The sequence below is a fragment of the Ekhidna sp. genome (assembly GCF_965227465.1).
Taxonomy (GTDB): domain Bacteria; phylum Bacteroidota; class Bacteroidia; order Cytophagales; family Cyclobacteriaceae; genus Ekhidna.
In genome coordinates this window covers 3,217,772-3,231,845 of the sequence record NZ_OZ245746.1, presented here as the reverse complement: position 1 = coordinate 3,231,845, position 14,074 = coordinate 3,217,772, and the positions used below count along the sequence as shown (strand labels likewise).

The 14,074-nt window shown below is 39.5% G+C and carries 12 protein-coding genes and 1 riboswitch; of the genes, 10 read left to right on the top strand and 2 right to left on the bottom strand.

Annotation, left to right across the window (positions count from 1 at the left end; translation table 11 throughout):
• Positions 1-2 precede the first annotated feature (2 nt).
• Positions 3-440: an OsmC family protein gene (locus ACO05G_RS14360; protein WP_421763376.1), complete on the bottom strand. Its 438-nt coding sequence runs from the start codon at positions 438-440 to the stop codon at positions 3-5.
• A 259-nt stretch (positions 441-699) separates the two neighbouring features.
• A riboswitch (SAM riboswitch) is annotated at positions 700-805 on the bottom strand.
• A gap of 191 nt (positions 806-996) precedes the next feature.
• Between ACO05G_RS14360 and ACO05G_RS14355 the strand changes: the two genes are divergently transcribed.
• On the top strand, positions 997-3,183 hold the full coding sequence (locus tag ACO05G_RS14355) for a bifunctional alpha,alpha-trehalose-phosphate synthase (UDP-forming)/trehalose-phosphatase (protein ID WP_421763375.1): 2,187 nt from the start codon (positions 997-999) through the stop codon (positions 3,181-3,183).
• Here the strand turns inward: ACO05G_RS14355 and ACO05G_RS14350 are convergent.
• On the bottom strand, positions 3,167-4,954 hold the full coding sequence (locus ACO05G_RS14350; protein WP_421763374.1) for a glycoside hydrolase family 15 protein: 1,788 nt from the start codon (positions 4,952-4,954) through the stop codon (positions 3,167-3,169). The genes ACO05G_RS14355 and ACO05G_RS14350 overlap by 17 nt on opposite strands.
• Before the next feature lie 250 nt (positions 4,955-5,204).
• Here ACO05G_RS14350 and ACO05G_RS14345 point away from each other — a divergent pair, with 250 nt between their 5' ends.
• The 9 genes from ACO05G_RS14345 to argH are packed head-to-tail and all read left to right on the top strand — an operon-like array spanning position 5,205 to position 14,024.
• On the top strand, positions 5,205-5,837 hold the full coding sequence (locus tag ACO05G_RS14345; protein WP_421763373.1) for a GNAT family N-acetyltransferase: 633 nt from the start codon (positions 5,205-5,207) through the stop codon (positions 5,835-5,837).
• Positions 5,834-7,015 (top strand): argininosuccinate synthase, encoded by a 1,182-nt coding sequence (gene argG / locus ACO05G_RS14340; RefSeq protein WP_421763372.1) that lies wholly within the window; start codon positions 5,834-5,836, stop codon positions 7,013-7,015. The genes ACO05G_RS14345 and argG overlap by 4 nt, the downstream gene beginning before the upstream one ends.
• Entirely contained in the window at positions 7,008-7,970 is a 963-nt protein-coding gene (gene argC / locus ACO05G_RS14335) for an N-acetyl-gamma-glutamyl-phosphate reductase (protein ID WP_421763371.1), read from the top strand. Before argG ends, argC begins: the two co-directional genes overlap by 8 nt.
• Positions 7,971-7,972: 2 nt before the next feature.
• Positions 7,973-8,782: a pyrroline-5-carboxylate reductase gene (proC, locus tag ACO05G_RS14330; protein ID WP_421763370.1), complete on the top strand. Its 810-nt coding sequence runs from the start codon at positions 7,973-7,975 to the stop codon at positions 8,780-8,782.
• Between the two features lies 1 nt (position 8,783).
• Positions 8,784-9,908, top strand: a complete 1,125-nt coding sequence (locus tag ACO05G_RS14325; protein ID WP_421763369.1) for an aspartate aminotransferase family protein — start codon at positions 8,784-8,786, stop codon at positions 9,906-9,908.
• A complete protein-coding gene (locus ACO05G_RS14320; RefSeq protein ID WP_421763368.1) occupies positions 9,905-10,849 on the top strand; it encodes an acetylornithine carbamoyltransferase in 945 nt (314 codons plus the stop codon). Before ACO05G_RS14325 ends, ACO05G_RS14320 begins: the two co-directional genes overlap by 4 nt.
• Positions 10,849-11,637, top strand: a complete 789-nt coding sequence (gene argB, locus ACO05G_RS14315) for an acetylglutamate kinase (protein WP_421763367.1) — start codon at positions 10,849-10,851, stop codon at positions 11,635-11,637. Before ACO05G_RS14320 ends, argB begins: the two co-directional genes overlap by 1 nt.
• Positions 11,615-12,706: a M20 family metallo-hydrolase gene (locus tag ACO05G_RS14310; RefSeq protein ID WP_421763366.1), complete on the top strand. Its 1,092-nt coding sequence runs from the start codon at positions 11,615-11,617 to the stop codon at positions 12,704-12,706. Before argB ends, ACO05G_RS14310 begins: the two co-directional genes overlap by 23 nt.
• 19 nt (positions 12,707-12,725) lie before the next feature.
• On the top strand, positions 12,726-14,024 hold the full coding sequence (gene argH, locus ACO05G_RS14305; protein ID WP_421763365.1) for an argininosuccinate lyase: 1,299 nt from the start codon (positions 12,726-12,728) through the stop codon (positions 14,022-14,024).
• Positions 14,025-14,074 lie beyond the last annotated feature (50 nt).

Here is a 14,074-nt window from a genome sequence, read left to right as displayed (position 1 = left end):
ATTTAGTTGATTGAAAATGAGATTGGCGTTTGATTGGTCAGATTATCATTGACCGGGCATCTGTGAGAGATTTCATCGATCCATCGTTTCTTTAATTCCGGATCTATCTCTGTGGTGGTCTCCAGACGTACATCAATCTGCTTATATCCGGCCCTTTCCTGAAGAGACTTTCCAAATAGTCGGTCAGGATTGAGAAATCCATCGATGTTTATTTGAAGGTTTTCCAGAAAAAAGTCCAGCTCTTCTGCAATGATGTGTGCCACGACATTGATACACCCTGCATATCCCGCTAGAATATACTCGACCGGGTTGGGCGCCTCATTGGTACCTCCAAGGGATTCTGGCTCATCAACCGTGAGGTTAAAACCTCTCGTTTGGATGTGTGTTTTAGCCGGTGATTCACTCAGGGAGCTTACCGAAAATTTTATTTCTTTTGACATGTGTGTTGTTGTTATGAATTAGAGATAATTGATAAGGCGGATTAATCGTAAATAACTGAAAGTTGTCATTGAACGAATGGATTTTTCCGGCTGAAGACGCACTTCGAACCTAAGATGATCACAAACCCAGATGGATCAAATGGATACTAGCAACAGCTGCTAGCGCAACAACAACACCTATGTGAGAAGATCGATGAGGACGCAAAGAATCCCTGTTCAGCTACCGAGCTGAAAAATTGGGAGAGCATGTTTTTTTGAATGTTCATAGCAATCAATTTATCGTTCAGGAATTAGCACCTTTTCCGGACCTTCCGGAGGTTGCTAGCGCGTCATAGAGCCTGTCTCTCGGCGCTTCTTTATAAATCGATACCTTATCGATTTGATGATGCAAACGTAGAGGAGGATTTTTATTTTTTCCAAATTTTTATCAAAATAAAATTCAAGTTATTTATTAACTTATTGAAAATGAACCTATTATTTTTCAGTTACAAATCAGATTTACATGGATGCACCCCACTTTTTCCATGTAATTTGAGCTAATCTAAATTTCAAATCAATGCCTAAAACCATAATAGTATCAAATCGATTACCGATTAAAATTAAACGTGATGACAGAGGAGATCTTACATATTTACCTAGTGAGGGAGGGCTTGCTACAGGCCTTGGTTCTATCTATAAAGAGGGAGATAATATCTGGATTGGTTGGCCCGGACTACCCATTAATAAATCCAAGGAAAAAGATGAAATCACCCAGCGTTTGAAGGATGAAAATATGAGTCCGGTGTTTCTGACTGCAGCTGAAATTCATGATTTTTATGAAGGCTTTAGCAATGAAACACTCTGGCCCAATTTCCACTATTTCAATCAATACACCGTCTATGACGAAGATATGTGGAAGGCATACAAGAAGGTAAATCGAAAATTTGCCAAAGAGATAGCATTGCATCTGGAGGAGGGAGATACATTATGGATTCATGATTATCAATTATTGCTACTTCCGGCAATGATTAGGGAGATTAAAAGAAATTTAAGCATTGGATTCTTCCTGCACATTCCATTTCCTTCTTACGAGTCCTTCAGATTATTGCCTTGGAGAAGGGAGTTACTCAACGGGATGATGGGGTCAGATTTTATAGGATTCCATACCTATGATGATATGCGTCATTTTCTTTCTAGTGTGAACAGACTAGCAGGAATTGGCAATACGAATGGACAGATCACAGTGGGTAACAGACCTGTACTTGCAGATGCCCTTCCAATGGGTATTGATTATGATAAGTATGCAGATGCTTCTGCACAACCTGATACGCTTGACAGAGAGGTAAGATACAGAACCTCATTGGGTGATGTAAAAGTCGTTTTGTCAATAGATCGCTTAGATTATTCAAAAGGAATACCGCAGAGACTAATTGCATTCGAACGGTTTCTAGAGGAGAATGAAGAATTTCATGGGTCTGTTTCTCTTCTCATGGTGGTGGTTCCTTCTCGAGATAATGTTCCAAAGTATGCTCAACTAAAAGAGGAAATTGAACTATTGGTTGGAAGAATCAATGGAAGGTTTGGCCGAATAAGCTGGGCTCCTATTCATTATTTCTACAGAAGTTTCCCTCTGAATGCCTTGAGTGCATTTTATCGAATGGCTCATGTTGCTTTAGTGACACCTATGAGAGACGGAATGAATCTGGTATGCAAAGAATACATTGCCAGTAAACTGGATAAAAAAGGAGTATTGATTTTGAGTGAAATGGCCGGCTCTTCCAAAGAACTTTCTGATGCAATTCTTATCAATCCAAACAACATTGAACAGATGGTCTATGTTCTGAAAGAAGCATTAACAATGCCTGAAGAGGAGCAGATAAGAAGAATGGATATCATGCAAAAATCTTTGAAGAGGTATAATATTCATGCTTGGGTAAATCTTTTTATGGAGCGATTGAATTTTATCAAGAATGAGCAAGCTAACCTTCAAACGAAACCACTTGATGATCAAGTAAAGACACTTATCAAGGAGAGGTATTTATCAGCGAATCAGCGGATTATTTTTCTTGATTATGATGGTACCCTTGTTGGATTTCATCCTAATCCGGAAGATTCTAAACCTGACCAGGAATTGATTTCATTACTTAAAAAATTAACTGCTAACACTAAAAATAAAGTAGTTGTAATAAGTGGTCGTGATCGTCATACTCTCGGTAAATGGTTAGATGGTTTGAGTTTGGACTTGATTAGCGAGCATGGAGTTTGGTACAAAAAGTATAAAAAGGAATGGAAGCAATTTGCTGAGCTGGATACATCCTGGCAAGATGAATTTTTAAAAGTATTGGAAATGTATGTAGATCGAACCCCAGGATCATTTGTGGAGAAGAAAGATTATTCTTTGGTTTGGCACTACAGGAAAGTGGAGACAGGATTAGGCGACTTAAGAACACGAGAACTCACTAGCCATTTGAAATACATTTCTTCTGAAAAGGATATTCAGATCATGGAGGGGCATAAAATCGTAGAAGTGAAAGATTCCCAGGTAAATAAAGGAAACGCTGCGACTAACTGGTTAAAAGGCCAGCAATATGATTTCTGCATGGCTTGTGGAGACGATAGGACCGACGAAGATACTTTCAAAGCAATGCCTGCAGAGGCCTTCACCATAAAAGTGGGAACATCATCATCTTCGGCAAATTACCGGGTGAAAGACAACCACGACATTCGTGAAATTTTGAAACTGCTGGTTAGTCTAGGAAGTTAGGTTTGTCCAGTTTTCGCGCGATGCGACTGGCAGCATTCAATAAGCCAACATGACTATATGCTTGTGGAAAATTACCCCACATACTGCCATCAGTGGCTTTTACATCCTCGCTGAGTAGTCCCAGGTGATTACTATAGCTGCAGAGATTTTCAAAATATTTGATCGCATCTTCCATTCTTCCTGTGCAAGCCAATGCTTCCACATACCAAAAAGCACATATCAGAAATGTTGTCTCTGGTTCACCGAAATCATCTGTATGTTTATACCTATAGAAAAGACCGTCATCTGCATGCAGCTCTTTCTCCAATGCCTTTAAATGATCTTTCGCTTTATCTGATTCCGGAGATAAATAATTCATCATGATTAATTGCAGTGTACTTGCATCCATGCGATCAACTCCAACCGCTTGTGAGTATCCTTTTTTGTTTCCCACGTAGCATTTTTCAATCATGGCTGCCGACTTCTTTTTCAACTTGGTTGCTAGTTCGCCTATCTTTTCATCTTTAAGTGCTCTGGCTATCTGAATAGCTGCACTACTTCCAGCCCAGTGAAATAAATAGGTGTAGCAATGATGTTGAGCAAGGTTTCTGAATTCCCAAAGACCTGCATCCTTTTCATCAAAGGTCTTTTCAATCATTTTCAAGGTTTTATAGATCAGCTCACTGGAGTTAAATCGTTCATCAAAAACGAAGCGTTTGTCGTTGTATAGAGGAAGAAGAGAAATCAAAACCTGACCATATACATCATTCTGAATGTGTGTGTAAGCATCATTTCCAACTCTGACAGGGGCATTATCTTTATATCCTTTTAAGTCTAAAGTCTTCTCTGTCAATATCTTTTCACCGGTTATACTATACAGAGGCTGGTACCTTTCTGCCTCTTCCAGAGTGGTGTTCAGGATGTAGTGAAAGTATTGTTCCAGTTCTTCAAAATGACCAATGTTATTGAAAGCATTGAGTGTATAGAAAGTGTCCCTCATCCAGCAAAAGCGGTAATCCCAGTTTCGTGTGCTTCCCGGGCTTTCTGGCAGACTAGTCGTGGTTGCTGCTACAATCGCTCCGGTATCCTCATATTGATGAATTTTAAGAGCAAGCGCGGAGCGAATCGCATGCTTCTGATGGAAATTAGAAATATTCGCCGTTTTAATCCAGTTTCGCCAGTATTGGACAGTTTTAGTTAGGAAGGTCTCACAAGTGTCCATCAATGAAGCTTCCAATGGTGGACCCCAGGTTAGAACCAGGTATTTGGTTTCGTTTAAGACAAAAGCTTCTTCATTTAGAATGTGACTCAATGAAATATTGGTTGTCAGTCTGACATGTGATTCTAAGCCTAAAAACCGGATATGATTACTTCCAATACTGGGCTCTGGAGTTGTATTTCCATAGTCTCCTTTTGGCTGACACTTCACCAAAATGTGAGGAGCACCACTAACTCGTTCAATTTTTCGAATGAGCATTAGCGGCTTAAAGTATCGATCCATTTGGTGAAACCTGGGAGTAAAATCAGTTACTCGATACGTACCGGAATCAGAGTGAATTTCCGTACAAAGAACATTGGTATTATCTATATAGTATTGATCTGTACTCCATTTAGAGCTATTGGGAAGTATAGAAAATTCTCCTCCCTTATCATTATCAAGCATTCCGCCGAATATGAAGCTACTGTCAAATCTTGGCCAGCACATCCATGAAATGTTGGTATCCAACCCCACATGTGCGGTAAAAGCACAATTTCCTATCACACCATAATCGTAAGAATGTCTTTTCTTCATGGGCTGAAATTTAAGGGGTGAATGTACAACAGGAAACAGTTTTTTTAAATTTTGTTTGTTTAATTCAAAACAATTGTCCAAACTTTGCTCATCTGAAAACAGAAATTGAAACATTTAGAAACTATAGCACCTAGATTCTTTAGGGCCAACCCGGCCAGGCTCAGGCCTACATCATAGTTTCGTGTCACCTTCGTGGTGATCTCCTTCGCATTATTTTTTTTCTTTTTTTTCAGTATTAATCACACAAACAATGTCCAAGATTATTGTTCAGGTTGCAACATCTGATGATCAATCGTATGCAGATGAAATCTGCGAGTTAATTGAGTTAAGTGCTCAACAGCGCGGAACTGGAATAGCCAGAAGATCTCCAGCATATATCCGTCAAAAAATTGTCGAGGGGAAAGCCATCATTTCTCTGTCAGGTAAAAATTTGGTTGGATTTTGCTACATCGAAGCATGGAGCGATAAACAATATGTGGCCAATTCAGGTCTCATTGTTAAGCACGAGTTCCGATCTACTGGGATGGCCAAGAAAATCAAGACGAAGGCCTTTGAGCATTCTTTGAAGCTTTTTCCGGACGCTAAACTTTTTGGTCTTACTACTTCACTTCCGGTAATGAAAATTAATTCCGAACTCGGTTATATTCCTGTAACCTACGGAGAGCTCACGAAGGATGAAAAGTTTTGGGATGGCTGTAAAAGTTGTGTGAACTATGAAATTCTAAGTAGTAAAAACAAATCTAATTGTATATGTACTGCGATGCTTCATGACCGGGAAAAAGATGAGAAAAAGCGATGGAATTTCATGAAAAAATCGAAGCTATATGAACGATTTATGAATTTGAAAAAGAAGCGTTTGGCTAAAAAACAAATTATATCATGAAGGTAGTATTAGCATTTAGTGGAGGTTTGGACACCTCATATTGCGCCATTCATTTATCCAAAGACCTGGGTTATGAGGTGCACGCAGTTACCGTGAATACTGGAGGGTTTTCCCTTGAAGAAAAGAAAGAACTCGAGACCAAGGCACTAAAATTAGGAGTTGCTTCCTATCAGTTTCTTGACGAAACGGAAGCTTTCTATCAAAAAGGAGTCAAGTATCTTTTGTTCGGCAATGTGCTTAAAAACAATACTTATCCACTTTCGGTAAGCGCGGAGCGCGTTTTCCAGGCGGTAGCCATCGCCAAATGGGCCAAAAAAATTGGTGCTGAGGCCATTGCTCACGGCAGTACCGGAGCAGGCAATGATCAAATACGTTTTGATCTGGTATTCCAGATTTTATGTCCCAAAATAAAGATTATTACCCCCATACGTGATCAACAACTTTCAAGAGAACAAGAAATCAATTTCTTGAAAGAAAATGGTGTAGAAGGGAATTGGGAGAAAGCTAAATATTCCATTAATCAAGGCTTATGGGGAACATCTGTTGGAGGGAAGGAAACACTTACATCTGATCAATATTTACCTGAAGAAGCTTTTCCTGGGCAACTGCAAAAAGAAGGGTCGGAAACAATTAGTGTGGGCTTTAAAATTGGAGAATCTGTTAGCATAAATGGTGAAAAAAATAATCCTATTGAGATTATTCAACAGCTAAATGAACTTGGATCCCAGTATGCAATCGGCCGAGATATTCACGTAGGGGATACCATTATCGGGATCAAAGGACGCGTAGGTTTTGAAGCTCCGGCAGCATTGATGCTCATCAAAGCTCATCACACATTAGAAAAGCACATTTTAACCAAAACACAACTGAAACTAAAGGATCAACTCGCCGGATGGTACGGTGACATGATGCATGAAGGACAATACTTAGACCCAGCTATGCGTGATATTGAATCCTTCTTTGAGTCTACTCAACAGCATGTCATTGGAGAAGTTAAAATTCATTTGGCTCCTTATCGATTTTATGTTGAGGGAATTTCATCTCCTTATGATCTGATGAAGTCTTCTTTTGGTCAATATGGTGAAATGAACAATGCTTGGACTGGTGATGATGCTAAAGGGTTTGTGAAAATCCTGTCGAACCAGGGCAAAATCTTTAATTCGGTCCATCATGATTAAGGCAGGAATTATAGGAGCAGCAGGATACACAGCAGGTGAATTGATCCGGATACTGATTCATCATCCTGAAGTAGAAATCACGTTGGCTCAAAGCGGAAGTCAATCAGGAAAATTGTTGAGTGAGGTGCATCAAGACCTGATTGGAGAAACAGGTTTGTCTTTTTCGGAGGAAATCAATAAAAACTTGGATGTAGTTTTCTTATGCAAAGGTCATGGAGAATCTGTCCGTATCATTAAGGAGAATCCGTTCTTGTTAAACAAAAAGGTCATTGACCTTAGTCAGGATTTTCGTCTAAAGGGGACACATGATTTTACCTATGGATTGCCAGAGCTCAATCGGGATCGTCTGAGGGTAGCTAAGCACATTGCAAACCCTGGATGCTTTGCTACCAGTATCCAATTGGGATTACTGCCAGCTATTCAGGCTGGTTTAGTCGATAGTGAAATAAGCATTTCTGGAATCACCGGATCCACGGGGGCTGGCCAATCTCTTTCATCCACATCTCATTTTAGTTGGAGAAGCAATAACGCCAGCGTTTACAAGCCACTAAGGCATCAACATTTGAATGAAATAGGAGAGACCATCGCCTCAATAGCGACCTCATTTGATCAGAAATTGCTGTTTGTTCCTTATCGGGGAGCATTTACCAGAGGGATTATAACTACTTCTCATTTTCATACTTCTTGCACTGAGCAGGAGCTAATTGAAGTATATCAGAAATCTTATGGTGATCATCCATTTACGCACGTGGTGCCGAAGAATCCGGACTTAAAACAAGTAATCGGGTCGAATAAATGTTTAGTCTACCCACAGGTAATCGATGGAAGAGTAATCATTGTCTCGGTTATTGATAACCTATTAAAAGGAGCTTCAGGCCAAGCTGTTCAAAATATGAACCTTCAGTTTGGTTTGGAAGAAACTACTGGTCTTAAACTTAAATCAATCGCCTTTTAAAAATGCAGAATAAAAATATTGCCATAATTGGAGCAGGGAACCTTGGAAGATCCATTGCGAAAGGAATCGTTCAAAAAAATGTTTCCCAAGCAAGTGACATTACTCTGACTAAAAGAGATACAGCCTCTTTGGATGATTTATTACCGCAAGGCTATAAAGTTACAAGTAGTAACACTGAAGCTACGGCTATAGCAGATGTAATAATTCTGTGTGTTCAACCCAATCAGCTTACTGAAGTTCTAGATGAATTGGATGATGTTCTCAATGAAAATCAATTATTGATTTCTGTCATCACGGGCATTTCGATTGCTCAAATAGCAGGTCAGATCAGCAAGGCGGTACCAATTGTACGAGCAATGCCAAACACAGCCATTGCAATTGGCGAATCGATGACTTGCATTTCTTCATCGAACAAAGAAGGATCAGCAGTTTGCAAGGAGATATTCGATGTATTGGGGAAAACGCTGATCATTGAAGAAGACTTGATGCAAGCGTCTACGGTTCTAGGGGCAAGTGGGATTGCATTCTTCATGCGATATATTAGAGCCGCAACTCAGGGCGGAATACAGATGGGGTTTGATACCGCTGATGCCCAGTTGATTGCGATGCAGACTGCTAAGGGAGCAGCATCATTGGTTTTAGAAAATCACTCACATCCCGAAGTTGAAATTGACAAAGTGACGACTCCTCAAGGGTGCACGATTGAAGGGTTGAATGAAATGGAACATCAAGGTTTTAGTTCTGCCCTTATTCGAGGGATCATGACCTCCTACAATAGAATTACAAAAATGAAATCTAAGAAAGACACCTAAAATGGAATTATTCGAAGTATATCCACGCCTGAAAATAGAGCCCGTCCAAGGTGATGACTGCTATGTGTTGGATGAAAATGGTAACCGCTATCTAGATCTCTATGGAGGGCATGCGGTGATTTCCATAGGTCATAATCATCCTCATTATATCAATAGCATACAGTCTCAACTGAATCAAATAGCTTTTTATTCTAATTCAGTAGAAATGTCTATTCAGGATAAGTTGGCATATAAACTAGGTAAGCTTTCCGGATATGAAGATTACGCATTTTTCCTCTGCAATTCAGGTGCTGAGGCCATTGAGAATGCGCTAAAAATTGCTGCTTTTCACACGGAGAAGAAGAAAATTATCGTATTCGAAAATGGTTTCCATGGCAGAACATCACTGGCTATTGAGGCAACTGATAATGAAAAGATCCAAGCACCGGTTAATCACACGGGCAATTTTATCCGATTGCCACTCAATGATGAGGAAATGCTGGAATCGACTATGGATGATTCTATAGCTGCGGTTCTTGTTGAAGGAATCCAGGGAATAAGTGGAGTCCATATTCCTTCAGATGCTTTCATGAAAAAAATAGAAAAGCTTTGTAGTAAGTACGGGGCTGCCTTCATTGTCGATGAAATTCAATCTGGGTATGGCCGCACTGGAAAGTTTTTTGCACACCAATATGCTGATGTAAATCCCGATATCATCACCGTAGCAAAGGGAATGGGTAATGGGTTTCCAATAGGCGGTGTTTTAGTAAATCCGAATATTTCACCCTGGATGGGGATGTTGGGCACTACTTTCGGAGGAAGCCATTTAGCGTGTGCAGCTGGATTAGCTGTACTTGATGTATTGGAACAAGAGGAATTAATAAAGAATGCTTTCGAAGCTGGAGAATATCTTATGGATCAACTTAAAGGAATTGATTCAATTCAAGAAGTAAGAGGTAGAGGTTTGATGATAGGTATAGATCTACCAGTTCCTGGGAAGGAAATTCGAGAGCAATTATTATTTGACCATCACATTTTCATTGGATCTTCCAGCAAGCCTAACACCATTCGAATCTTACCTCCATTAACGATTACTCAAGAAGATCTTGATTATTTTATTCAATCATTTAAATCCGTATTAGGATGAAGCATTTCATATCCACAAAAGATGTTGCTGATTTAACAGGTCTCATCAAAACCTCTAAAGAGATTAAGCAAAATCCTCATGCGGATTCTGAGCTGGGGAGAAATAAAACTCTTGGGTTGGTTTTCTTTAATTCCAGTTTGCGCACCAGGATGAGTACGACACGTGCAGCCTATAATCTAGGCATGAATGTAATTGCACTGAATGTAAGCTCGGATTCATGGCAGCTTGAGTTTTCAGATGGTATCCGAATGGATGGAGGTACAGCAGAACATATTAGAGAGGCTGTTCCGGTGCTTTGTTCCTATTGTGAAATCATAGGTGTTCGTAGTTTTCCAGCTCTTGTGAATCGTGAAGAAGACTACAGTGAAAAGGTCATCAATTCTTTCATTGAATTCGGGACGTGTCCTGTAGTTAATTTAGAATCGGCCACTCTTCACCCACTACAGTCATTCACAGATATGATGACCATCGAGGAATTCAAATCAGTTGATCGGCCAAAGGTGGTCATGACCTGGGCTCCTCATATTAAAGCCTTACCTCAAGCTGTTTCAAATTCATTCTTGCAGTGGGCCAAACAAATGGATTTTGAGTTGACGATCACACATCCCGAAGGGCTGGAGTTGGCTTCTGAATTTACTGAAGGAATTCAGGTAGAATACAATCAGGAAAAAGCATTTGAAAACGCTGATTTTGTATATGTCAAAAATTGGTCTTCCTATCAAGACTATGGAAAGGTGGTCGATCAACCTGATTGGGAAATAACACTAGAAAAACTTCGAAACACCAATGAAGCTAAAGTAATGCATTGCTTGCCGGTAAGAAGAAACGTGGTGATTGCTGATAATGTGTTGGATAGCGATCATTCCATCGTAATTCCACAAGCACAAAATCGATTGTATACTGCGCAGACGGTATTAAAAGAAATTTTGACAAGACTATAATGAAAGAAAAACTGACCATAATCAAAGTGGGAGGGGCTGTCTTGGATAACCCTGCTAAATGCTCAGGTTTTTTGGATGCATTTGCTCAAATCCGAGGGAAAAAATTGCTTGTACATGGTGGTGGAAAAATGGCAAGTCAGTTGGCTGATTCGTTGGGTATTGAAGTCAAGATGGTGGAAGGAAGAAGAATTACAGATGATGAAATGATTGAGGTTGTCATCATGTCTTATGCCGGAATCAATAAAAAACTGGTAGCACAACTATTGGGGAGAAATGTAGATTGTGTTGGTTTGACTGGTGCAGACGGAAACAGTATGCCTGCTAAAAAAAGGCCTGTTAAGGAAGGGGTAGATTTTGGCTGGGTTGGGGATGTTGAAAAAGTTAACAGTTCGTTTTTCAGGAATCTACTTGCTAAAAGCATCGTTCCAGTGATGGCTCCCCTTACTCATGATGGAGAAGGCCATTTATTAAACACCAATGCAGATACAATAGCCAGTGAGCTTGCTGGCGCATTGTCATCCGATTTTGAAGTGTCGCTCAATTTTATTTTTGATCACAAAGGAGTTATGGAGGATCTAAATGATGAGCACTCTTTGATCAAGTCTATTAATCAATCGGATTATTTAAGACTTAAGAAAGAAGGTGTAATTACAGATGGCATGATTCCTAAATTGGACAATGCTTTTTCAACCATCGAACAAGGAGCTAGTCTGGTTAGGCTGCTAAACGTTTCTGCGTTTTCACAATTAAATAATCCTGAATTTAATGAGTACACTACCATCCATTGAGACTTATTCTCGAGAGGCTATTGCCTTGTTGTCAAAATTGATTGAGACTCCTAGTTTGAGTACTGAAGAAGAAAAAACAGCTTCTTTGATCGGAGATTTTTTAGGAGAAAAAGAAATCCTTTTCAGTCAGAAAGGAAACAACATATGGGCATGCAATAAGTATTTTGATTCCTCAAAACCCACGATTCTACTCAATTCACATCATGATACTGTCAAGCCAAACTCAGGTTATACAAAGGATCCATTTAGTGCTATTGTTGAAGACGGAAAACTGTATGGTTTAGGGAGCAATGATGCTGGAGGGAGCTTAGTATCGCTAATAATGACATTTATTCATTTCTATGAGCATGATAAAGTGCCTTACAACTTGATTTTAGCAGCTACTGCCGAGGAAGAAAATTCAGGTATAAATGGAGTTGGATCCATTTTAGAAGATATAAAACCTATTGATTTCGGAATAGTGGGTGAACCAACAGAAATGAAAATGGGGGCAGCAGAAAAAGGACTTATGGTACTTGATTGCTATGCAAAAGGCACTTCAGGTCATGCAGCCAGAGATACAGGAGAAAATGCCATTTATAAAGCACTGGAAGATATTCAATGGATCAATGATTATTCATTTGAGAAGGAATCTGAATATCTGGGACCAATTAAAATGACCACAACCATGATCAATGCCGGATACCAGCATAATGTTATTCCAGATGTTTGTCATTTTGTTGTGGATGTTCGAACAACAGATGCCTATTCCAATCAGGAAGTACATCAGTTGTTAAGTGAAAACCTCAACAGTGAGGTGAATGCGAGATCCTTTCGGTTGAACTCTTCTCATTTGCCAGATCATATGCTTATATCGAAAGTCGCTGACGAGCTAGGTATCGAAAAATTTGGATCACCTACTTGTTCGGATCAGGCGGTTATGAATTTTCCGACTTTTAAAATGGGGCCTGGAAAATCTGAACGTTCACATACGGCAGACGAGTTTATTTGCCTCAATGAAATAAAAGGAGGTATAGAAGGGTATATATACTTGCTTAATGCACTTTTTGAAAAATCGAGTGAAGCGTAAATCATTAAAAAAAACTAACATGAAACTCTGGGATAAAAATGAACCAATTGACCAGCTCTTTGAGCGATTTACAATTGGTAAAGACAAAGAACTCGATCTTGAGTTGGCTTACTTTGACGTACTCGGTACAATTGGGCATGTAAAGATGCTTGGAAAGATTTCTCTCTTGAAAGAGGAGGAAGTTGAGATACTCTTACAAGAGCTGGAAGAAATAAAAGAATCGGCAATCAAGGGTGATTTTATGCTCGAAGAGGGGGTGGAGGATTGCCACTCTCAAATCGAATTGTTGCTCACAAATAAGCTAGGAGATGTCGGTAAAAAGGTACATGCCGGAAGGTCTAGAAATGATCAGGTGTTGACCGCACTTAAGCTTTTTACAAAGCATAACCTGGAGAAGTTGGTGAAAAAAGTAAAGACACTTTTTGAATTACTACAAGACAAAAGTGAGTCAAACAAAGATTACTTAATGCCAGGCTACACGCATATGCAAGTAGCTATGCCATCTTCATTTGGATTATGGTTTGGAGCCTATGCAGAAAGTCTGATAGATGACCTTCTACTTTTTAAAATGGCCTATCAGATTGCAGATAAAAACCCTTTGGGTTCAGGTGCTGGATATGGATCTTCATTCCCCTTAGATCGAGAATATTCAACAGATGTACTTGATTTTGCAGCACTTAATCACAATGTGGTTTATGCGCAAATGACAAGAGGAAAGAATGAAAGATCGGCTTCTTTCGCTATAAGTTCTTTGGCTTCTACACTGGCCAAATACGCGTTGGATATTTGCCTATTTGCAGGTGATGATTATGGTTTCTTAAGATTGGATACCCGATATACAACAGGTTCCAGTATCATGCCACATAAACATAATCCTGATGGGTTCGAATTGGTCCGTGCCAAGTGTAACAAACTGCAGAATTTACCTCAGGAATTGAACATGATTTTAGCTAATCTGCCTTCTGGTTATCATCGTGATTTACAGGTATTAAAAGAAAGCTTTATGCCCGCTTTTAAGCAATTGATGGATTGCTTAGATGTAACCATTGCCATGACTGGGGAGCTTGCAGTTAATAAAGAAGTGATAGATCAGAAAAAGTATGATCTTTTGTTCACTGTGGAAGAAGTCAATCGACGGGTAATCCACGGAGTGCCTTTTCGAGATGCTTACAATGAGGTAGCAAAGTTGATTACATCCGGAAAATATCAACCTGACAGAAATTTAAGGCACACACATTTAGGAAGTATAGGTAATCTGGCTAACGACCAAATTAAAGCAGCTTTTGAAATGGAATATTCATGGTTTCAGTTGGCTTGAATACGTCATGTCTATTAGGCCGTCATTCGTATAATTCTGGTAGTACCCTT